The sequence below is a fragment of the Bombilactobacillus sp. ESL1092 genome, from assembly GCF_058107465.1.
Map to the genome: position 1 here is coordinate 1,710,367 of NZ_CM176594.1, position 19,862 is coordinate 1,730,228.

Below are 19,862 nucleotides of genomic sequence, written 5' to 3' on the forward strand. Positions count from 1 at the left end.
GAGGTGTGGTGAGATGACGTGAAGCATAAATTAACAGTTAAACAACAGAAATTTTGTGATGAGTATATTAAATCAGGTAATGCGGCAGATGCTGCATTAAAAGCTGGTTACAGCAAACGGACCGCTTATTCTATTGGCAATGAAAACTTGAAAAAACCTGAACTTCAAAAGTACATTGAAGATAAGTTACAACAACTTGAATCGCAAAAAATAATGAGTGCAAAAGAAGTTTTGGAATATTTGAGTTCAGTTGCCCGTGGTGAACAAACCGAATCTGTAACTACTGCTAAGGGCGTGTTTGATAATGTACCAGTTTCTGCTAAAGATAGGATTACGGCTGCTAAAGAAATTTTAAAACGTCATCCAATTGATCCTATCTCTAAAGCACAATTACGCAAGATTGAAGCCGAAGCACGTATTTCCGAGCATCAAGCTGACCAATTGGAATCGAACGATTCAAATGATGCTGCAATTGACATTAACTTTAATATTCCACCAAAGGAGGTAACTGATGATTGAAGTAAGCCTAAAAGATAATGTTTCACCAGCGTTTTACAGCATGTTCTGGGATATTCACAATCGTAAGCATTCAAATTACTGGCTAAAAGGAGGTCGTGGTTCAACCAAGTCCTCCTTTATTAGTATCATGATTGTGCTTGGCATTATGCAGGACAAAGATGCGAATGCGATTGTCTTACGGAAGATCGCCAACACATTGCGTGATTCGGTCTTTGAGCAATATTTGTGGGCAATTGACCTCCTGAAAGTTAATGATTACTGGCAATCATCAGTTAGCCCAATGCAGTTAACTTTTCGTCCCACGGGCCAACAGATTAGATTTAAAGGCGCTGATGATCCACGCAAAATTAAATCGCAGACTTTTCGGCAAGGCTATACCAAGTTCAAACACTTTGAAGAAGTTACCGAGTTCAAAGGTATGGAAGAAATTCGGTCCATTAATCAGTCACTTGGTCGTGGTGGCTCAGGCATTATTACTTTTTATTCATATAATCCACCAGCTAGGCAATCTAATTGGGTCAATCAAGCGGTCGATACTGAACAGATGCGTGATGATACGTTGGTTAATTTGTCAGATTATCGTTCAGTGCCTAAGTCATGGCTGGGTGTTGAATTCTTGGCCGATGCTGAGCAGCTGAAAAAGGACAATGAGAAAGCTTACCGTCATGAATATCTTGGTGAAGTGACGGGGACGGGGGCGGAAGTGTTCAATAACATTACCACCCGTGAGATTACTGATGAAGAAATCAATAGTTTTGACAAGGTTTATCATGGACTGGACTTTGGTTTTGCACACGATCCAACGTCTTATGTAAATATTTATTGGGATTCCGCCAGACGGCGGATTTTTATTTACAACGAAATCTACCAAGTCGGTCTCAAGAATCGTAAAACGGTTCAGCTGATTAAACAACTTAATCCATTAAATGAGCCTGTGACTGCTGATTCGGCTTCTCCAGGGACAATCGCCGAATATCGTGATTTAGGATTGAATATTTACGGTGCGCGCAAGGGTCAAGGTTCACGTGACCACGGTTATAAATGGCTGGAAGACTTACGTGAAATCGTGATTGACCCAGTCCGTTGTCCGAATGCTTGGCGGGAATTTACCAGTTATGAGTTTGATTTGGATTTAAATGGTAATTACAAATCAGGCTATCCAGATGGTAATGACCATACAATGGATGCCACAAGATATGCGCTAGAAAACTTAATGCGGAAAGGAGGATGGCAACCATGGAAGTAAAGCAGATGCAGGAACTTCTACGCAACACCGATCAACGACGAAATAACTTTTTGAATAAGTATGATATTTCTAAACGCTATTATTTGAATAAAAATGATATTACTTTGAAAAATCAAGGTAAATCTATTACTAAAGACAAAGATGAAGAAACCAGTAGCAAGAATCCGCTTCGAAGTGCAGATAATCGTGTGAGTTCTAACTTTCATCAATTGTTAGTGGATCAAGAAGCAGGCTATTTAGCAACTAAACCACCAACAATTGATGTTGATGACGACAGATTAAATGAACAAATCATTGATACTTTGGGTGATAATTTTGCCTTGCGTTTAAATGAATTAGTGGTTGATGCGGCTAATGCTGGTGTAGCTTGGCTACATTATTGGATTGATGATAGTGGCCAATTTCGATATGCGATTGTTCCACCTGGCCAAATCACACCAATTTATTCGACAGACTTGAATCGTAAGTTAATTGCTTTGCGCCGAACCTATCGAAGTCTAGATCCTGATACTGCTAAGAACTATTATATTCATGAGTATTGGACTGATACCACGTTGACAGTGTTTAAATCAGCAAGTAATAGTTACTTTGATTTAGCGCCAATCAATGACCGCTTTACAATTTACGATGTGGCAACTGGCGAAGAAACCGGGCAGTCGAATGTATTTGAACATGGACTTGGTCGAATACCATTTATCGCCTTTCCTAAAAATAAAGAGCAGCAACCAGATTTGTTTAAATATAAAGGCTTGATTGATGTTTACGATAAAGTTTATAACGGCTATGTAAATGACCTGGATGATATCCAACAGGTCATTTTTATTTTAAAGAATTATGGTGGCCAAGATTTAAATGAGTTTATGGAGTCGCTACGCAAAGACAAAGCCGTTAAGTTTAATACTTTAGGACCTGGTGATGAATCAGGAATGGATCAATTGACGATTGAAATTCCCACTGAAGCACGTAATTCGATGCTAGAAACAACTAAGACCAATATCTTTGTTCATGCACAGGGTATAGACCCGACTGATTTTGAAACTAATAATGCAACGGGTACGGCAATTAAGATGCTGTATTCACACCTGGAATTAAAAGCGGCCAAGACTGAAGCTTATTTTAGGGATGCAATTACTGAATTAGTAAGAGCAATCATGAATTGGCTGCATGTTACAGACTCTGATAAACGTTCAATCAATCAGACGTGGACTAGAACAGCGATTCAAAATGACGTTGAACGAGCACAAATTGTTAGTCAGCTGGCTAACTGGACCAGTAAGGAAGCTATTGCTAAAGCTAATCCACTAGTTGAAGATTGGCAGCAGGAATTAGAAGACCAGCAGGAAGATTTAAAAAATCGAAATGATAGCTTCGGTAATCCTGGTGCTTTGAACGACACTGGTGGTGACGATGATGACTAAGAATCAGAGTAATTATTGGCAAAAACGTTACTTGCAGGAAAAAGACCGACAGTTAACCAATTCGTCTGAGTATGAAGCGGTGATGCAAGCAAGACTGCAGCTAGTTGAACATGATTTGGAAAAGGAAGTTAATTATTGGTTACAGCGTTATGCAAATAATCAGAATACTAGTGTTGAAGATGCTAGTAAAATTCTCAATACGATTGGTACCACTGATTGGCATATGACACTAGATGAATTTGAAGCTAAAGCAAAGACTGGTTTTTATGATAAAGAATTAGATGCTGAGTATTTTAAAAGTCGGTTGTCTCGTTTACAAAATATCAATGACCAATTAACAAATTTACTGAAACAATCTGAGCCAAGTGAAGCTAATCATTTTGAAGCTGGTTTAAAAAAACAGTTTCAAGATACCTACATGCATACAATTTTTAACACACAAGTGCAGCAAGCTAAATTAAGTAATAATTTTGCTAGGTTTAACGAAAATCAATTGAAACAAGTAGTGAGTAAGCCATGGCAAGGGTCTAATTTTTCAAAACGGATTTGGAAAAACTATACAGAATTATTGCCTAATCAGTTAGTTGATGCACTGTTACGTGGGACGGTTTTAGGATATTCGGAACCACGAATTTTTAAGATGTTTCGTCAACGTTTTAAGAATGTTGAAGATAATCAGATTCACCGATTAGTAATTACTGAAATGGGGCACGTAGCAGAACAGGCCACTGCTAAGGCCTATCAAGAATCGGGTATTGACCAATACGAGTATTTAGCCACCCTAGAATCACATACGTGTGAAGAATGTGCACACTTAGATGGTAAGATATTTGACGTTAAGGATGAAAAAGACGGTATCAATTATCCATTAATTCACCCTTATTGTCGGTGTACGACCATGCCGTATATGAAAGATTTGCCTGGCTTAGAACAACGCTGGATGCGTGACCCTGAAACAGGTAAAAGTGTTAATATAGAAGATATGAAATTTAGTGAATGGAAAAAATTATTTGTAGATAAAATCTTCAAAAGAACTAAAGAATCTGGCGCCAAATTTGATGATTGGTACAATAATCAGGAAATTATTAAACAAGATAATATTGCTAAGAAACTGTATTCTGAGTTTGTTAATCGTAATAAAGATTTTCAAATAAAATTAGTTGCTAAGAATACTGGTTTTTCACCAAAGCAAATTCAAAAAGTTTATGAACATATCTTTATAAATGAGCATTTATTTAGTTACGGACAAATTCATAAGTTTGACCCTGATTATGATATGGCCCAATCTTGGAATAGATTGGCTTCTCATAATAAGCATGATATTCAAAAACATGATATACTAATGCTAGAACACGAGTTGTATGAGTCGATATTAATGTCTGACGGAACTACTACGTATAAAGAAGCTCACGATCGAACACAGTTAATTTATGATTATAGAAAAGCTTTGGAGGTTGATAAAAATGATTGAATTAAATCTATTAAATAAAGATAAAAATTTAGTAACATACGAATTCAACATTGAGTCAAAGCAAAAGGGCGAAATTCAATACGATTCTAAATCTCAACAGTTTAGACTAGAAAAAAATACAATTACCAAGTACCCTGAAAGCTATTTGAATCATCTCATTACTAAATTAAATGATTTTTCTGAAGAACAATCATTTCCAAAAAATTATACGATAGCTTGGTATTGATAAAAAGGATTATTCTTGGAATTTAAGCAGCTAACAACTGCTTTTTATTTTGCCCTGAGCATGGCGTAAAAAGGCTTATTTTTTATACCCTTGATTGTGGTCGCCCCACGTAAAATATTGCGAGAGAGGATGAGTATTAATGAAACGCGAAGAATTACAAAAATTAGGTTTGAATGATGAACAAGTTGATAAGGTTATGGCGTTGCATGGTGCTGATGTAGAGAAATCTAAGGCAGACAATACTGAATTGCAGCAAACTAATGAGTCTTTAAAAGCACAAATTCAAGAGCGCGATAAAGATTTGAAATCTTTAAAAAAGCAAGCTGGCGATAATGAAGAGTTATCCAATCGGTACAAGGACTTACAAGATAAGTACAAACAAGACACTGATAATTTAACTAAAGAATTAACTCAGACCAAACTAAACAGCGCTATTGACACTGCATTAACAGGAGCTAAAGTTCGTAATACTAAAGCAGCCAAAGCATTGTTAGATATGGACCAAGTTAAGTTAAATGACAAAGGTGAGCTTGAAGGCTTAGACGGTCAACTTGCTTCATTACAAAAGTCTGATGGTTATTTATTTGACCAGGGTACAAAGGAGCCATACGACCCGAAAGGCGGTGCTCCGGGTGGTGACTCTGATCCAGTGGCAGAAATGACAAATATTTTTAAAGGAGAAGGTAAATAATGGCAACAATTAATTATGCAGAAGCCTACCAACAGGCGGTGCAAGAAAGTTTCTATGATGGACATTTATATTCCAGTGCTTTATGGCAGTCACCATCGAATAGTTTAATTAAATTTGATGGTGCTAAGCATATCAAATTGCCTAAATTAGGTATTTTAGAAGGACGAAAAGACCGTTCTCGGCGGACGATTACACCAATTACACCGAACTATAGTAATGATTGGGACACTTACGAAATTAAGAATGAACGGTATTGGTCAACATTGGTCGATCCATCAGATGTTGATGAAACTAACCAAGTCGTCTCCATGGCTAATATTACTAAACAGTTTAACTTAGATGAAAAGATGCCCGAAAAAGACCGTTATATGTTTAGCAAACTGTTCCAGGAAAAACAAACTAAAGATGGTGGTCAGGGCATTACAACAGACACTTTAGATGAAAAGAATATCTTAGAAGCTTTTGATAATATTATGGTTGATTTTGATGAAGCACGGATTCCTAATCAAAATCGAATTTTATATGTAACTCCAAAAGTAAATGCGATTTTAAAACGTGCTGAGGCTATGAATCGGGCGTTAGTTTTGAAAGATGCTAACACGATTCAACGGACAGTTTATAGTTTAGATGACGTGACAATTGTGATTATTCCATCTGATTTAATGCAGACGAAGTACGACTTTACTATCGGTGCCAAGCCTTTAGATGATGCACAGCAGATTGAAATGATGTTAATTTACAACGGCGTGCAAGTTGCACCAGAGAAATACACGTTTGCTGGTTTTGATTCACCAACCGCTGCCACGAGTGGGAATTATTTGTACTATGAACAATCTTACGATGATGTGTTATTGCTCAATACGAAAACTGCTGGTATTCAATTTGTAGTTGCCGATAAAACACCAGCTACTCCGGCGCTAGAGTCTAAAACAGCAAAGAGTTCTAAATAATGAGTGAATTTAAAAGGTTTGATATTTTAAAGGAGCAAATTAACAAATTATTACAGTCGCCAACTGAAGATCCCACTTTAGAATTTAGTTTAACCAAGGTTATTCAAGATGTAGCTAATTATTGCAACATTCCAATTGAAGATTTACCGATTGAACTAGATCCGACGCTGATAGCCATGTGTATTCAGTTAATTCAATCCCATAATTGGGTAAACAATCCGCAAAATAGTGATGTTAATTCGATTTCTGAGGGCGATGTATCAGTTAGTTTTACGTCGCCAGCTGATTTGTATGCAAAAATTCAACAATTGAACGCAGTGACTGATGATTTTGTTGGTCAATTAAATCAGTTTCGGAGGTTAAGATAATGATTAGTAGTTTTAATCGCTTGAAAACAATAGCGCCAATGTTGTGGACTGATAAAGTTACGATTTACGGCGTCAAGTCAGTAACTAATGAACACCATATTACTAACAATGTGCCAGCTTTAATTGTTGAAAATGAAACAGCTAAGGTGATCTTGAAAGGTCAAAAGACTAGTGAACAATCGTTCTTTGGCACGGATGAATACGATGCTGAATTACTAATTCGTAATGGCATTAAAATTCCTGCGGGGGCTACTATTACAGTCACAGATGTCAATGGTCAAACAACTAAGTATAAACGTGCTAGCAAAGGCTATACTGGTTATATTAGCCATCAAGAAATTGCAATGGTGCGTGATGAGAAAGCGAGTGAATCAGTTGAGTAATTTTGGCGATGTTGATGATGCCCAATTTCAAGAGTTTGCCCAACATGTGCAGAGTTTTGTCAATGGTGAGCGATTAAAGCGTGAGTTAAATCAAAGTGTCAAGCAAGTCGGAGTGCAATATCAACGGGCTGCTAAAAATTTAACACCAGTAAAAAGTGGTACTTTACGCCGTAATTGGTATTTGAAAGGACCAACAATTACAGGAACAATGATTGCTATTGAACTTGTTAATAATACTGAATATGCGTCATTTGTGGAAAATGGTCACCGCCAAACACCAGGACGTTATGTGCCAGCTATTGGTAAACGACTAAAAGCTAGTTGGGTAGCAGGACAACATATGCTAGAAAAAGCTACTCAACAAGTAAGTGGTCAAATTCCGCAACTAATTACACCCGTCTTTTATGGCGTGTTAAAGGAGTTGATGGAATGACAATTATTGAACGAATTGCTGATGAACTAGCACGGATTTTTCCACAAACACCAATTTATACTGAGAACCAAACGGGTGGTTTTAAGGAACCATCTTTTTTTATTGAAAAAATTACGACCACAGCAGCTTCAGAAGTATTTGAGCGACAAATGCGCCACTATATTTATCAGGTGATTTATTTTCCTAATTCAGAAAGTCCCAAGACTGATATGGAACGAGTAGAAGATATTTTGTTGAGTAATTTATTAGAGTTAAAGGATTATGCACCATTACGTAACAAAGAATTAACGCAACAAGCCGATAATACTTTGATTTATAAGTTTGAAGTTTGGGGTCGATTTTATCCAGAGAATCAAGAAACCATGATGAATAACGAACAAGTGAAAGGAAGTCTCAAATGACAGTTTGGAAAACACAAAATAAACGCCGTCCAGGTGCTTATATTAATGTTGTTGGCAAAGGTAATGGGACCGTTAATACTGATTTAGGTCGAACTTTCTTACCAATCAGTAATCAATTAAATTGGGGCAAAAAAGGTGTCATTAAGTTAACTCAGGATTCAGATTTTAAAGCATTACTGGGACATGAGCTAGATGAACCAGAATTACAGGTCTTGCATGAAGTATTCAAAGGTGCTGATACCGTCTTGCTATTAAACAATAATGATGGTCAAAAAGCAACGAGCAGTGATGCAGCCTTGCCATGGAAGTTTACCGCACAGTATCCAGGAACTAAGGGTAATGATTTACATGTTTCAGTGGAAAAATCTTCAGATGGTAAGCAGGTAACAGTTTCAACAATCTTTGGTACTAAGATTGTCGATCAGCAAGTAATTAATGTAGACCAACCAGAACAATTGGTGGCTAATGATTATATACAAGTTCAGCTGACCACTACACCACAACCTGAAGTACAGGACTTAACACAAGAACCAGAAACTGAGCCATTAGTTAAAACTGGTGGATTATTAGCAAACTTGGACCACGACGTTACAGCAGATTTAACTGGTGGAAGTTCTACACCAGTCGCAATGACTGATTTATTAAATGATGCGTTAGAAACTGAAGAGTACGATGTGGCAACTACTGCCGGTTTCGCGGTTGATGATGCAATTCATCAACAGTTAGTTGAAGAAATTAAGCATTTACGTGAAGATGACGGCATCAAGGTTCGTGGTGTAGTTCCGGTTACTAATACTAAAATCAATTATGAAGGTATTTCCCAGGTAGCCAATGGCGTAGTTTTGGGTGATGGTACTCAATTACCGGCAACTGTAGCAGCTGGTTATTTTGCTGGAGCTTCTAGTTCAGCTGATGCTGCAAAATCGTTAACTTATGTAGAATATCCAGATGCGATTAGTGCTTACCCAAAATTAAATAATGATAAAACTATTCAAGCTCTGGAAACTGGTCAAATCGTCTTTACCACCAAACGGAATGACTCAGTAGTAATTGAACAAGATATTAATTCGCTTACTGCTATTAGTGATGAAAAGCCACAAGCTTTTACTAAAAATCGAGTAGTTCGAACTATGGACACTATTGTTACTAATACTGAACAAGTCTTTGAACAAATGTTCATCGGCAAAGTATCTAACAGTGGTGAAGGACGTGATTTGTTCAAAGCCAATCGAGTTAGTTATTTACAAGGATTAGCTGATTCACAAGTAATTGATGGCTTTGACGCCGCTGACATTTCAGTAGAACCGGGAAACGAAATTGATTCGATTTTGGTTAATTTAGCGATTAAACCATTAGACTCAATGGAAAAACTTTATATGACAATGGTTGTCGGATAGGAGGAAGAAGATGGCTGATGAGACAGTAAGTACAGTAGGTAACTTTTTAAACGGTCGTGATACGATTTCGACCAAGGATGCCAAAGTTTATGTAACAATTAATAATCAAGTTATTCCATTAATTGAATGTAAAAAATTCAGTGCCAAGTTGGAAAAGAATAAGGAAGATGTTCAAACCTTGGGCAGTCGCTGGAAGCACAAGAAAGTTACTTCAGTTGAAGGAACTGGTACTTTAGGTGGTTATTTAATTAGTTCTAATTGGACTAAGTACGCATTGCCTTATATTCAAGGCGGTAAGGACCTTTATTTTGAAATCACCATGACAATTAATGATCCAACCAGTCGTGCGGGAACTCAAACCTTACACTTTGGCGAAGTTAATTTAGATGATGTACCATTTGCTGATTTTGAAGCTGATGATGGCGTCATGGATTGGGAATCTGATTTTACTTTTGAGCAAGTTAATTTAGTTACGCCATTTACTGGCTTTGATTTATAGGAGGAAGAATAGATGGCTTATAATGTAGATGATTTTTTGGCAGAAAATGTTAAAAAAGAAGTAGAAACAAAAAATGTAAAAATTAAGGGCTTTAAGAGCCCTTTTATTATTCGTTCTTTAGCTGCTGATGAATTTAATGAATTGCAGAAGCAGGCAACACATTCTTATATTAATAAGAAAACACACCAACGTGTTCAAGATACGGATCAAGAGAAATTAGTTGATTTAATGATGGCTAGTGCAGTTGTGCAGCCCGATTTAAATAATGAAAAATTACAAAAATCTTGGGGCTGTGTTGCAGACCCAGCAGGAGTTTTGAAGAAAATGTTAAATGCTGGTCAATATACCGATTTGGGGCAAGAAATTCAAGAACTTTCTGGCTTTGATGTTGAAGATATGAAGAATTATGTTGAACAAGCAAAAAACTAATTGAAGAGTCTGATGGTGATTTTGGTATTTACCATTATGTGTTAAATGAATATCACTGGACTCCTAAACAGTTTACTGATTTGTCGATGAAAGCTAAGGCATTAGTTGTTGCTTCTATTGAAGTACGCCAAAAAGAAGAACAGAAACAAGAACGTGAGGCTAAACGCAAAGCACGGTCTAAACACATTTAAGAAAGGAGGTTAATATGACAACTATTAGCAATACTTTGCGAATTAATGACGCTTTTAGTAATACTTTGAGCAAATTTAATTCTGGTGTGCAACGCAGTGTATCAATGATGGGTCGCTTAAAAGGTGCGTTGAATAATGGTGGCTTTAACTCCATGAATCAGGGGGCACATTCTGCCACTTTGGGACTAAAAGGTTTGATAGCTGGTTCTGCTTTTGGTGGGATGATTAGCTCAGCTACTAGTCTAGCAGCTAATGGTATTCGCTCATTTGCTGGTGAATTAAACGAAGCTACAGTAGCTTGGTCAACATTTGAAGGTAATATGCGCCAACTGGGTAAAAGTCCTGCTCAAATTGCCGTGGCTAAAAAATCTATGCAAAAATATGCTCAACAAACTATTTATTCGGCTTCTGATATGGCTTCGACTTATAGTCAGTTAGCAGCGGTCGGCACTAAGAATACTGGTCAGTTGGTTAAAGGTTTTGGTGGCTTAGCTGCAGCTGCAACTGATCCAAAGCAGGCGATGAAAACTTTGAGTGAGCAAGCTACCCAAATGGCTTCGAAGCCAATGGTGCAATGGCAAGACTTTAAGTTAATGCTTGAACAAACACCAGCTGGTATGGCTGCTGTCGCGAAAACAATGGGTATGAGTACAAAACAGTTAGTACAAAATGTTCAAGATGGCAAGATTAAAACCGAAGATTTCTTAAATGCAATTGCCAAAACAGGAACTAATGCTAACTTTACTAAAATGGCAACACAATATAAGACTGTTGGTCAAGCCATGGACGGTTTAAAAGAAACGTTAGCCAATAAAGTGCAGCCACAATTTGCCAAGTTGAGTCAAGTTGGTATTCAAGCACTTAGTGGTTTATCAGATAAGTTAGGTAGTATGGATTTTAGCGGTTTTGCTAATAATTTATTAGGAACTATCAAAAATGTTCAAAAAGCTTGGTCAGATTTTACTAGTGGATTTTCCAAAGGTAGTGCGGGCTCAGGATTATCTAGTATGTTTCAATCATTACAAACTAGTGCTGGAAATTTAATGAAATCTTTATCGGGTAATAATTTAAGCAAGGCGTTCCAAGGTTTAGGAAAAGGTACTAGTGACATTATTGGCAATGTTGCTAAAGGCTTGGGTAATTTAGCTCAGGCAGTATCGCAGATGAATCCGGGAACAATAAAACTATTAGGCGCTGCATTCATAGCATTAAAAGCTGGTACTAAAGGATTAGTTTTAACGGCCATTGTTTGGGGATTACAACAAATTGGCAAATTAGATCCTGGTCAAATTAAAGCTTTAGCAATTGCATTAAATATTTTAGCAGGGGCATTTATGGCTTTTAAAGCAGTAAAAGGAATTGGTAAAGTTTTTGGCAGTCTGAAAGGTGCTTTAGGTAAAAAAACTCCAACACCGGCAGCTCCCAAGACACCGGAAGTTCCAGAAACGGGTAAAGCAAACGGTGGCTTATTACAAATGGGTGGTGCTTTAGTTAAAATTGGTGCTGCTGCAATGATGGCTGGTGCCGGTTTTGCTTTATTAGGCGTTGGAATTAAATTAATTGCTGATAGTGGCTCTAGCGCTACAGGTATTTTGTTGGGCATTGGAATTGCTATTATTGTTGTCTTAGGGGTAGTGGCGGCTTTAGCTGGTCCCTTGGATACGGCTGCAGCAGGTGTTTTAGCTTTAGGAATAGCAGCTTTACTTTTAGGTGCCGGTTTGTTACTAGCTTCTTTAGGATTAACTTTATTAGCAACTCAATTACCTAATATTGCTCAATATGGAGCAATGGCTGCATTAAATATTTTGTTATTATCAGTTGCCATTGCTGTCTTTGGTGTAGCAGCTTTAATTGCTATGGTTGGTTTAGCGGCGTTAGCCATCGGCTTAGTATTGTTAGCAGCCGGTTTAATCATTGCTGCAGTTGGCGCTATTTTGTTTGGGGCGGCATTATTAATTGTTGGTATTGGTGCGATCGTAGCGGCAGTTGGCGTCATGTTATTAGCAGTTGCTATTATGTTAATTGCAGTTTTTGCAATTGTAGCATCGGTTGGCATTTTATTAATGGGCGTTGGCTTAATCTTAATTGCGGCGGTTGCTATGATTGCTGCCGTTGGATTAATGTTATTAGCGGTCGCTTTAATGTTAGCTGCGCCGATGATGATGATTGCTGCAGTTGGTGCTTTATTACTTGGCGTTGCTGCAATAATTCTTGGTGCTGGGTTGTTAATTGTCGCTGCTGCTTTAATGCTTGTATCGGCTGGTTTAATGATGGTGTCAGTGGCGGTTATTATGTTAGTAATGGCCTTTATCACTGCTGGCACAATGATGGTTAATGCAATTGTGAATGCAATGCGTGGTGTTGTTAATGGGGTTCGTAATGGCGTTCAAAGCGCAGTTAATGCGGCTAAAAGTTTTTCACATTCGTTAGTTAGCACTGGTAAGCAATTAATTCAAGGCTTAATTAACGGGATTAGTTCAATGATTGGTGGTGCAATTTCCGCAGTTGGTAAAGTAGCCAGTGCAGTGGTCAATAAGGCTAAAAGTATTTTGCATATTGGTTCACCATCCAAACTTTTTAAGCAATATGGACGTTGGGTTGACCAAGGATTAATCAATGGTTTAAATCGTGATGCGAGTGCAGCAGCAAATGCTTCCGCAAATATGGCTCAAGGTGTGGTTAATGCAGCTTCAGGGATACAACCAACCTTGGGTTCTTTTAATACTACAAATTTAGGAGCTGGCGATTTATTAGCGAATGGATTTAATCGTGCTTATGGAGCAATTAACCAGGTTACCGGGGCATTAGACGGATTAAATGGTTCGAGTGCAGATATTGGTATTGATGAGCAAACAAGTACCGACTCTAGTCGTGACCCTTTGAATTTAGCTAGTGCACATTTTGGTGGTCAATCTGGTTCTACTCACAATGATAATAGTGCTCACGTGACCATTGAAAAGGGTGCGATTCAATTGAATAGTAGTGGTGATGCGACGATTGATGCTGATCGGATTTTAGATTTATTAGAACAGAAAATGTTATCACTAGCCAATGCTCATTTAGGAGGTTAATATGGAAAATCAATTTGTTATTTATATTACAAATGATCAAAACTTTTGTTTGCCATTACCTGTTAATCCCACTGAAGTTTTATTAAAAGGTGAAACTGATGATAAAAGTGAAACAATTATTGACGCTGGCGAATACAATCGGGTCGGTGAGCTTAAGTTACGTACGATTAGTATTGAAAGTGTGATTCCAGAAAATGATGTAACTTATTTAAATAATCCTTACTTTTTGGATAATCCCAAAGCTTATATTGATTATTTACAAAAAATTTATCAATCAAAGAAGCCAACAAGGGTTATTATTCCTTCATTGGCTAATTTTAGTGCAGATATGACGATTTCCAGCTTAGAATATGGTTTTAAAAATAGTTATTGTGAAGAATATTCATACACTTTAGATTTAAAAGAATATAAGCCATTACAGATTAGTAAGAAAGCTAATTATAATTTTGCCAAACCTGCTACTCAACAACGAGCAGCGCCACCGAAAAAGATTGGCATTGGTTCTATCGTAATTGTTAATGGGCAGTTACACCGTGATAGTTATGGTTCAGGACCAGGGGACTATGAACAAAATGCCCGCCGAAAAATTTCCATCATAGCCAGTGGTCGCCCTTATCCTTACCATGTGACGTTAGAAAATGGGGGCTGGCGTGGCTGGGTCCGTGAAAGTGATGTGAGATTAGCTTGATTACTAAATTTGAAATATCTTCCCGAAACGGAACCAACGTTTGGGATGTTAGTAAAGTGGTAACCAGTGTCAAATGGACCACAGACTTAAATTTTTCAGCTGGTACTTTGGAATTTGATGTTTTAAAAAGTCCAGTAAACGATTTTTATCCAGTGAATGGTAATGTTGTAGATTTTTGGTGGGATGATAATAAAGTTTTTTATGGTTATGTGTTTAGTGTGACTTATAATCAGGACCATAAATTTAGTGTCAAAGCTTACGATAAAACGCGCTATCTAAAAAATAAAGATTCACTAGTGTGGCCAATTTCCAGTATTTCTGATCGTTTTAATACTGTCTGTGGTCGAGCGTTAATCGACCATGCCATTGTTGAATGGTGTGATTACAAGTTGCCAGCACAAGTTGAGGATAGTAAGACGTACTTTGATATGTTGAAAGACTCAATCGATCAAACGCAAAAAGCTACTGGCCAAATGTATTATATTTTCGCTAATTACAATTATGTGGAATTGCGCAAAGCACCGTTCCAAGAGTTGCCACTGATTATTGGCGATAAATCATTATTAACAGGTTTTGAGCTAAAACAAAGTATTGATGATGCTGTTAATGCTGTCCGTGTGGTTCAAGAAAATCAGCAAGATTCCCAGCAAGTATCTTCTAGTACGGATATTTCAGAAAATGGTGGCAAAGATCCTGATAAAACTAGCTATACGTATATTGATGCTTATAGTCAAGAAACTGCACCGTATTGGGGTTGGTTGCAAGATGTGGTTAATGCTAAGGATAAAGCTAATTCTGCTCAATTACGACAACAAGCATTAGATACTTTATCGGAAAAGAATTTTGAAGATAAAACTTTAAAATTAGATACCGTTGGAAATATTGATTTAGTGGCTGGTAACTCTGTTAATTTTCAGATTGCTGCTTTAGATCAAGTAGGATTTTATAAGCAACATAAGGCTGCTATTTTAAAGGCAACACATAATTTTGGTGTTGATTATACGTGTGAATTGGAAATGAAGGTGAATGCAGCATGGCTGGCGAACGACTCTTCAGCATGATTAATTCGCGTGGTGGCAAAGATAGCGAGTATGCAAATATCGTTTATGGGCGGGTTATTAGTATTAATCCGTTAAAGATTCAATATTCTAACCAAATGATCTTAGATAACAATTTTTTAGAAGTTAGTCCCAGCCTAGAAAAAATAAAACTAAGTGGGAGCTTAAATACTAGTGAATACTCAGGTCAAGCGACTTTGACAATTGATAATTCATTAAGAATTGGCGATAAAGTAACGATGGTACGTTGTGATGGCGGTCAACGATTTTATGTATTGGAGCGGGTGACTTAATGGATTTAACATTTCAAGTGATTAACGGACACATTGGTGGCAAAATTGACCAACAAGCAGCCATGATTCAAGCAATTGATAAGATTTTAAGAACACCACGAGTTGTGTATCCGATTTATTCAGATCAGTATGGGAATGACTTAGATGATTTGTTTGGTAAGCCATTTCAATATGCGGAAGTTGAAGCACAGCGCATGGTTAAAGAGGCTTTATTAGCTGATGATCGCGTAACATCCGTTAGCTTTGATCAAGTTGAAAAAATTAATACTGAAACGCTAATGTTAAGTGGTTCGTGTACTACGGTGTATGGCAATGTACCAATTAAAAGTGAGGTGAGAATCAGTGAGTCCCAATGATTTAGTGGAACAGTTACAAAGTCAAAATTATGATTTTTATTTGAACAAATTATTAGACAAGATTCCAGAAGATATTGATAAACGTGAAGGTTCAGTTATTTTTGACGCTGTGGCGCCAGCTGCTATTTATATGGCTTATCAAAATACGTTACTGGCTAACATAATTCAAGAAACTTATATTAAAACCGCGAGTGATGAGTTCTTAGATTATCGAGCGGTAGAACATGGGACACAGCGATATCCGGCTACCAAAGCGCAAGTAACAGCTAAATTTTTAGATAAGGATAATCAATTAATGTCCGGTGTTGATGTCGGTGATCGGTTTGCCAGTATTGGAGACAAGCCGATTTTTTATACCGTTAAGCAGCTAAATACGGATTTAACCGCCATTTTGGAAGCTGAGTTGACTGGTTCAAAACCTAATTCTTATTTGGGGCAAATCTTGCCAGTTACGCCAAATGACACGTTATATTGGGCAGAAATTGTTGAAATTACCACACCTGCACGTGATGCAGAAACGGATGACCACTTACGTCAACGTTTGTTAAGTGCTGATAATTATTTAAGTTATGGTGGTAATATTGCCGATTATTTAGATATGGTTTCTAAAATTGACACTGTCGGAGCGGTACAAGTTTATCCGGTGTGGAATGGTGGTGGCACTGTAAAATTAGTGATTTTGGATAATGGTTTAATGCCAGCTAGTTCTAAATTGTTGGCTGATGTTAAGGAACAAATTGATCCCACTGATAGCTCAGGTCAAGGTTATGGTTTAGCGCCAATTGACCACAATGTAACAGTAGTTGCACCGACAGCTGTAACCATTGATATTGATGTTATTTTGCAAGTTAACAGTAATACTGAGATTGAAACACTCAAGCCACAAATTAGTGCAGCAATTGAAGATTATTTTGTAAGTGAGCGTCAAGCCTGGAGTCAGTTTAATCATAAAACAGGGCGTGGTTATTCGTTGACTGTATACCGTTCACAGATTTTGAAGGCAATTTTAAACGTGGATGGAGTCATCGATTCTCAAACGCCCACTTTGAATGGTCAAGATGATGATTTAGTTCTAATAGAGAATAATCAAGAATCACAATTACCGATATTAGGTCAATTAAATTTGATTAACCGCAATAAATCAGGGGTGATCGCTCAATGAGTTTAAAAGATTTTGTACCCGATTATTATCAAGATGTTTACGAAATGACAGAATTGATTAAAGCAGAGCAAGGTGAATTAGAAAGTTTTGATAGCTTAATTAATCGCACTTTACTAAATGAATTTGTGCAAGTTGCAGATAGTACAGGGATTTCTGTTTTTGAAAATCAATTAGGAATTATTCCAGGGGAAAATGATAGATTGGAAACCCGTCGATATAACGTCTTAATGTATCTTTTACCGCCTAGTCCCATTACGATTAACTACTTTCGCCATTTATTAGCTACACTGAATATTCCAGCTACCGTTAATATTGAATATGCTGTGAGAAATGTGGTAGTTAAAGCTAAGCGTTCGGAGATCTCTAAACCGCAGATTAAACGGTTGGCGTATCTTTTGAATGTCTATTTACCAGCTAATTTAACTTTTAATGTCACTGTTCATAGTGAAAGCACAATTAACCAACAAGAATATATCGGTGTAACCCACCGTTTATTTGTTGGAGCTAGTGCTCCGCCAGAATTAAATTTGCAAGTGCAAACTAATATCAATAAATATATCGGTGTTGGCTATCAATATGTAGAAGTTAATTATAAACAAGGAGGTCATAAATGAGTAAATATAGTAATTCATTATTAACCAATCAAGGTATGAAACTAGCTACGCAAGCCGCAAATGGTAAAACTAATTTCACGATTACTAGAGCTGCTAGTACGGCTGATGATTTATCTAAGTTATCTGAAGATGATTTAAAAGCACTGACAGCTGTGCCACATGAAGTACAAAATGGGGATCTAAACACCTTCGATGACGATCGTACAACGTCAGATAATATTTTAGGTACTGATGTGACATTTAATAATCAAGGCCTAACTCAATCGTATGTCATTAACGCGATTGGTTTATATGCTCAAAAAGCTAATTCTAGTGATGAAATTTTGTATTGTATTGTTAGAGCTGAAGACCCCGAAACTCTACCGGATTTTAATGATGGGATTATTTTCCAATTTAAAATGAGTATTTATGTAGTTGTTGGTAGTGCTGCTAAAGTAACAGTTTCTGTTGATTCTGTAAGTTTGGCATCCAAAGAATATGTTAACCAAAGAATTGAAACAGTAGTGGATGCAGCTGTTGAAGATATGGCTACTATGACGGCTGTTAATCAGAAAATTACAGATACTACTAAAGACATGGCTACTAATATTAGTGTTGATCAAAAATTAAAGACTGCTAAAACTGATTTAAATACTACTATTAATAAAACGATGGTTAAGGGTGCTAAATATAAGACTTCTACAGCAACAATTGGTACTGATAGACAAATTGACTTAGCACCAGTTATTAATACAGTTGAAGGTGAAGCACAACAACAAGCAGCTAATGATTTGGCTTCAAAATTAACAAATATGGTGAATACCAGAATTCAAAGTGGAGCCATTAACGCTACAACAGACTTAAATCTAATGGATAGTTCAGGCAATTTATTAAAAGACTATGCTGCAAACGCAAAAGGAAATAAATTAGAATTACCAATTACTGATATGTTAAGTTGGTTCGAAGATGCATACGGTGCTAAAACTACTTGGGTTGGGTTAACAGATGGTGAATCTAAAACAGTTGTAAATGTTAAGCCAATAATACCTTTAGCCGATACTTTTCAAATTATGCCAATGATGCACAAGCGAGCAGTCAAAGGCGGATATATGTCGAGTCCCAAAGATGATATTCCGGTAATTAAATCGGATGTTGCCATTCAAGGCTACTATGCCGTAAGCATTGATTTACCAATTGTGATCAAAAAATCAGATTTAAAAGTAGGCGTTACAAAAACTATTGATTTAAAAGGTATTGGAGAAAATCTTAATCCCAATGGTAAGAAAAGTTCACCAACTTTGAAGCTAACTTTGAAAGATGATGGCTCACTTGATGTTGATACTGGAGGTGGTTATGATCTTGACAATCAATTAGCTGATAAAGGTAGCGGTCAATGGTACAATCCTGAAATTATGGCTGTTAGAAATTTTAATTCTAATATCACTATAACTAGTATTCCATCTAATCCTTCGAATGATGAATCTAAACCGAATAATGATTTTTTGGCCAACGGAACTGTTTTATGGTCCGGAAATAGTAGTGGTGGCACTATTCCCTTGAAGTATGTCAAAGATGATTTGTCGAACATAATTAATGGTTTTTCTTTAAATTTTGATCAGACTTGGTCATTATGTTCCGATTCGACGGTTAACTGGGCAAATACAATTTCTGAAATTTATATGATAAATACAGATAATGGTCTAAATAATGATTTTATAAAATTTCGGAACCCAATAATTTTAGCAAAAACGTACATTCAGACTGGTCAAAAGAATATTTATTTAAGCTCAACAAATTATTCTCTTCCTAAGAAACATTTTTATTTTCATAATAATGCTACAGATGCTACTTGGCCTGCTATTGAACCAACAGTTTCTAATGGAGGAATTTGTTTACAAAATGGTGTTTGGATGTATTATCCTTTGGAATTAATTTGGTCCTATACCGATTCAAATGGTAAAAATGTTAAATTGCATTTTAAATCAATTTTAAATGAAGTTGATGCTTATTATTAGGGGA

23 protein-coding genes are annotated in these 19,862 nt (G+C 36.8%); all 23 read left to right on the top strand.

Features of this window, described 5'->3' with window-relative positions:
* The first annotated feature begins 18 nt into the window (after positions 1 to 18).
* The 23 genes from AC3B6Y_RS08100 to AC3B6Y_RS08210 all read left to right on the top strand — a co-directional run bounded on the left by AC3B6Y_RS08100 (position 19) and on the right by AC3B6Y_RS08210 (position 19,858).
* Positions 19 to 519: a terminase small subunit gene (locus AC3B6Y_RS08100; protein ID WP_489790942.1), complete on the top strand. Its 501-nt coding sequence runs from the start codon at positions 19 to 21 to the stop codon at positions 517 to 519.
* The gene (locus tag AC3B6Y_RS08105) at positions 512 to 1,765 is read left to right on the top strand and encodes a PBSX family phage terminase large subunit (RefSeq protein WP_489790943.1); all 1,254 of its coding nucleotides are present in this window, start codon (positions 512 to 514) and stop codon (positions 1,763 to 1,765) included. The genes AC3B6Y_RS08100 and AC3B6Y_RS08105 overlap by 8 nt, the downstream gene beginning before the upstream one ends.
* Positions 1,756 to 3,183, top strand: coding sequence for a phage portal protein (locus tag AC3B6Y_RS08110; protein WP_489790944.1), 1,428 nt, complete (start codon positions 1,756 to 1,758; stop codon positions 3,181 to 3,183). The genes AC3B6Y_RS08105 and AC3B6Y_RS08110 overlap by 10 nt, the downstream gene beginning before the upstream one ends.
* On the top strand, positions 3,173 to 4,654 hold the full coding sequence (locus tag AC3B6Y_RS08115) for a minor capsid protein (protein WP_489790945.1): 1,482 nt from the start codon (positions 3,173 to 3,175) through the stop codon (positions 4,652 to 4,654). The genes AC3B6Y_RS08110 and AC3B6Y_RS08115 overlap by 11 nt, the downstream gene beginning before the upstream one ends.
* Positions 4,647 to 4,880, top strand: a complete 234-nt coding sequence (locus tag AC3B6Y_RS08120) for a hypothetical protein (RefSeq protein WP_489789946.1) — start codon at positions 4,647 to 4,649, stop codon at positions 4,878 to 4,880. Before AC3B6Y_RS08115 ends, AC3B6Y_RS08120 begins: the two co-directional genes overlap by 8 nt.
* Positions 4,881 to 5,019: 139 nt before the next feature.
* Positions 5,020 to 5,571 carry a phage scaffolding protein gene (locus AC3B6Y_RS08125; RefSeq protein ID WP_489789945.1) on the top strand — a complete coding sequence of 184 codons (552 nt, stop codon included), beginning with the start codon at positions 5,020 to 5,022 and terminating at the stop codon, positions 5,569 to 5,571.
* Positions 5,571 to 6,521, top strand: coding sequence for a capsid protein (locus AC3B6Y_RS08130; RefSeq protein ID WP_489790946.1), 951 nt, complete (start codon positions 5,571 to 5,573; stop codon positions 6,519 to 6,521). Before AC3B6Y_RS08125 ends, AC3B6Y_RS08130 begins: the two co-directional genes overlap by 1 nt.
* Positions 6,521 to 6,889, top strand: a complete 369-nt coding sequence (locus AC3B6Y_RS08135) for a head-tail connector protein (RefSeq protein ID WP_489790947.1) — start codon at positions 6,521 to 6,523, stop codon at positions 6,887 to 6,889. Before AC3B6Y_RS08130 ends, AC3B6Y_RS08135 begins: the two co-directional genes overlap by 1 nt.
* A 2-nt stretch (positions 6,890 to 6,891) precedes the next feature.
* Positions 6,892 to 7,272, top strand: coding sequence for a hypothetical protein (locus AC3B6Y_RS08140; protein ID WP_489790412.1), 381 nt, complete (start codon positions 6,892 to 6,894; stop codon positions 7,270 to 7,272).
* Positions 7,244 to 7,705: an HK97 gp10 family phage protein gene (locus tag AC3B6Y_RS08145; protein ID WP_489790948.1), complete on the top strand. Its 462-nt coding sequence runs from the start codon at positions 7,244 to 7,246 to the stop codon at positions 7,703 to 7,705. Before AC3B6Y_RS08140 ends, AC3B6Y_RS08145 begins: the two co-directional genes overlap by 29 nt.
* Complete coding sequence (locus AC3B6Y_RS08150) at positions 7,702 to 8,106, top strand: phage tail terminator family protein (protein ID WP_489789941.1); 405 nt, start codon at positions 7,702 to 7,704, stop codon at positions 8,104 to 8,106. The genes AC3B6Y_RS08145 and AC3B6Y_RS08150 overlap by 4 nt, the downstream gene beginning before the upstream one ends.
* A complete protein-coding gene (locus tag AC3B6Y_RS08155; protein WP_489789940.1) occupies positions 8,103 to 9,503 on the top strand; it encodes a phage tail sheath family protein in 1,401 nt (466 codons plus the stop codon). Before AC3B6Y_RS08150 ends, AC3B6Y_RS08155 begins: the two co-directional genes overlap by 4 nt.
* A gap of 10 nt (positions 9,504 to 9,513) precedes the next feature.
* Positions 9,514 to 10,002: a phage tail tube protein gene (locus AC3B6Y_RS08160; RefSeq protein WP_489789939.1), complete on the top strand. Its 489-nt coding sequence runs from the start codon at positions 9,514 to 9,516 to the stop codon at positions 10,000 to 10,002.
* A gap of 12 nt (positions 10,003 to 10,014) precedes the next feature.
* Positions 10,015 to 10,431 carry a phage tail assembly chaperone gene (locus AC3B6Y_RS08165; protein WP_489789938.1) on the top strand — a complete coding sequence of 139 codons (417 nt, stop codon included), beginning with the start codon at positions 10,015 to 10,017 and terminating at the stop codon, positions 10,429 to 10,431.
* Between the two features lie 38 nt (positions 10,432 to 10,469).
* On the top strand, positions 10,470 to 10,622 hold the full coding sequence (locus tag AC3B6Y_RS08170; protein WP_489789937.1) for a hypothetical protein: 153 nt from the start codon (positions 10,470 to 10,472) through the stop codon (positions 10,620 to 10,622).
* A gap of 14 nt (positions 10,623 to 10,636) precedes the next feature.
* Positions 10,637 to 13,693 carry a tape measure protein gene (locus tag AC3B6Y_RS08175; protein WP_489790949.1) on the top strand — a complete coding sequence of 1,019 codons (3,057 nt, stop codon included), beginning with the start codon at positions 10,637 to 10,639 and terminating at the stop codon, positions 13,691 to 13,693.
* A 1-nt stretch (position 13,694) separates the two neighbouring features.
* Entirely contained in the window at positions 13,695 to 14,381 is a 687-nt protein-coding gene (locus tag AC3B6Y_RS08180; protein WP_489790950.1) for a hypothetical protein, read from the top strand.
* Entirely contained in the window at positions 14,378 to 15,442 is a 1,065-nt protein-coding gene (locus AC3B6Y_RS08185) for an XkdQ/YqbQ family protein (protein ID WP_489790951.1), read from the top strand. The genes AC3B6Y_RS08180 and AC3B6Y_RS08185 overlap by 4 nt, the downstream gene beginning before the upstream one ends.
* Positions 15,415 to 15,732, top strand: a complete 318-nt coding sequence (locus AC3B6Y_RS08190; protein WP_489790952.1) for a DUF2577 domain-containing protein — start codon at positions 15,415 to 15,417, stop codon at positions 15,730 to 15,732. Before AC3B6Y_RS08185 ends, AC3B6Y_RS08190 begins: the two co-directional genes overlap by 28 nt.
* Positions 15,732 to 16,088, top strand: a complete 357-nt coding sequence (locus tag AC3B6Y_RS08195) for a DUF2634 domain-containing protein (RefSeq protein WP_489790953.1) — start codon at positions 15,732 to 15,734, stop codon at positions 16,086 to 16,088. Before AC3B6Y_RS08190 ends, AC3B6Y_RS08195 begins: the two co-directional genes overlap by 1 nt.
* On the top strand, positions 16,075 to 17,250 hold the full coding sequence (locus AC3B6Y_RS08200; RefSeq protein ID WP_489790954.1) for a baseplate J/gp47 family protein: 1,176 nt from the start codon (positions 16,075 to 16,077) through the stop codon (positions 17,248 to 17,250). Before AC3B6Y_RS08195 ends, AC3B6Y_RS08200 begins: the two co-directional genes overlap by 14 nt.
* Entirely contained in the window at positions 17,247 to 17,864 is a 618-nt protein-coding gene (locus AC3B6Y_RS08205; protein ID WP_489790955.1) for a putative phage tail protein, read from the top strand. Before AC3B6Y_RS08200 ends, AC3B6Y_RS08205 begins: the two co-directional genes overlap by 4 nt.
* The gene (locus tag AC3B6Y_RS08210) at positions 17,861 to 19,858 is read left to right on the top strand and encodes a hypothetical protein (RefSeq protein ID WP_489790956.1); all 1,998 of its coding nucleotides are present in this window, start codon (positions 17,861 to 17,863) and stop codon (positions 19,856 to 19,858) included. Before AC3B6Y_RS08205 ends, AC3B6Y_RS08210 begins: the two co-directional genes overlap by 4 nt.
* The last annotated feature ends 4 nt before the right edge of the window (positions 19,859 to 19,862 follow it).

Bases quoted from the DNA above. Each gene is read 5' to 3' on its own strand.
- AC3B6Y_RS08135 (WP_489790947.1), top strand. From the start codon at position 6,521: ATGAGTGAATTTAAAAGGTTTGATATTTTAAAGGAGCAAATTAACAAA.
- AC3B6Y_RS08205 (WP_489790955.1), top strand. From the start codon at position 17,247: ATGAGTTTAAAAGATTTTGTACCCGATTATTATCAAGATGTTTACGAA.
- AC3B6Y_RS08110 (WP_489790944.1), top strand. From the start codon at position 1,756: ATGGAAGTAAAGCAGATGCAGGAACTTCTACGCAACACCGATCAACGA.
- AC3B6Y_RS08190 (WP_489790952.1), top strand. From the start codon at position 15,415: ATGGCTGGCGAACGACTCTTCAGCATGATTAATTCGCGTGGTGGCAAA.
- AC3B6Y_RS08155 (WP_489789940.1), top strand. From the start codon at position 8,103: ATGACAGTTTGGAAAACACAAAATAAACGCCGTCCAGGTGCTTATATT.
- AC3B6Y_RS08180 (WP_489790950.1), top strand. From the start codon at position 13,695: ATGGAAAATCAATTTGTTATTTATATTACAAATGATCAAAACTTTTGT.
- AC3B6Y_RS08145 (WP_489790948.1), top strand. From the start codon at position 7,244: ATGAGAAAGCGAGTGAATCAGTTGAGTAATTTTGGCGATGTTGATGAT.
- AC3B6Y_RS08175 (WP_489790949.1), top strand. From the start codon at position 10,637: ATGACAACTATTAGCAATACTTTGCGAATTAATGACGCTTTTAGTAAT.
- AC3B6Y_RS08120 (WP_489789946.1), top strand. From the start codon at position 4,647: ATGATTGAATTAAATCTATTAAATAAAGATAAAAATTTAGTAACATAC.
- AC3B6Y_RS08160 (WP_489789939.1), top strand. From the start codon at position 9,514: ATGGCTGATGAGACAGTAAGTACAGTAGGTAACTTTTTAAACGGTCGT.
- AC3B6Y_RS08165 (WP_489789938.1), top strand. From the start codon at position 10,015: ATGGCTTATAATGTAGATGATTTTTTGGCAGAAAATGTTAAAAAAGAA.
- AC3B6Y_RS08195 (WP_489790953.1), top strand. From the start codon at position 15,732: ATGGATTTAACATTTCAAGTGATTAACGGACACATTGGTGGCAAAATT.
- AC3B6Y_RS08130 (WP_489790946.1), top strand. From the start codon at position 5,571: ATGGCAACAATTAATTATGCAGAAGCCTACCAACAGGCGGTGCAAGAA.
- AC3B6Y_RS08105 (WP_489790943.1), top strand. From the start codon at position 512: ATGATTGAAGTAAGCCTAAAAGATAATGTTTCACCAGCGTTTTACAGC.
- AC3B6Y_RS08115 (WP_489790945.1), top strand. From the start codon at position 3,173: ATGATGACTAAGAATCAGAGTAATTATTGGCAAAAACGTTACTTGCAG.
- AC3B6Y_RS08125 (WP_489789945.1), top strand. From the start codon at position 5,020: ATGAAACGCGAAGAATTACAAAAATTAGGTTTGAATGATGAACAAGTT.
- AC3B6Y_RS08210 (WP_489790956.1), top strand. From the start codon at position 17,861: ATGAGTAAATATAGTAATTCATTATTAACCAATCAAGGTATGAAACTA.
- AC3B6Y_RS08150 (WP_489789941.1), top strand. From the start codon at position 7,702: ATGACAATTATTGAACGAATTGCTGATGAACTAGCACGGATTTTTCCA.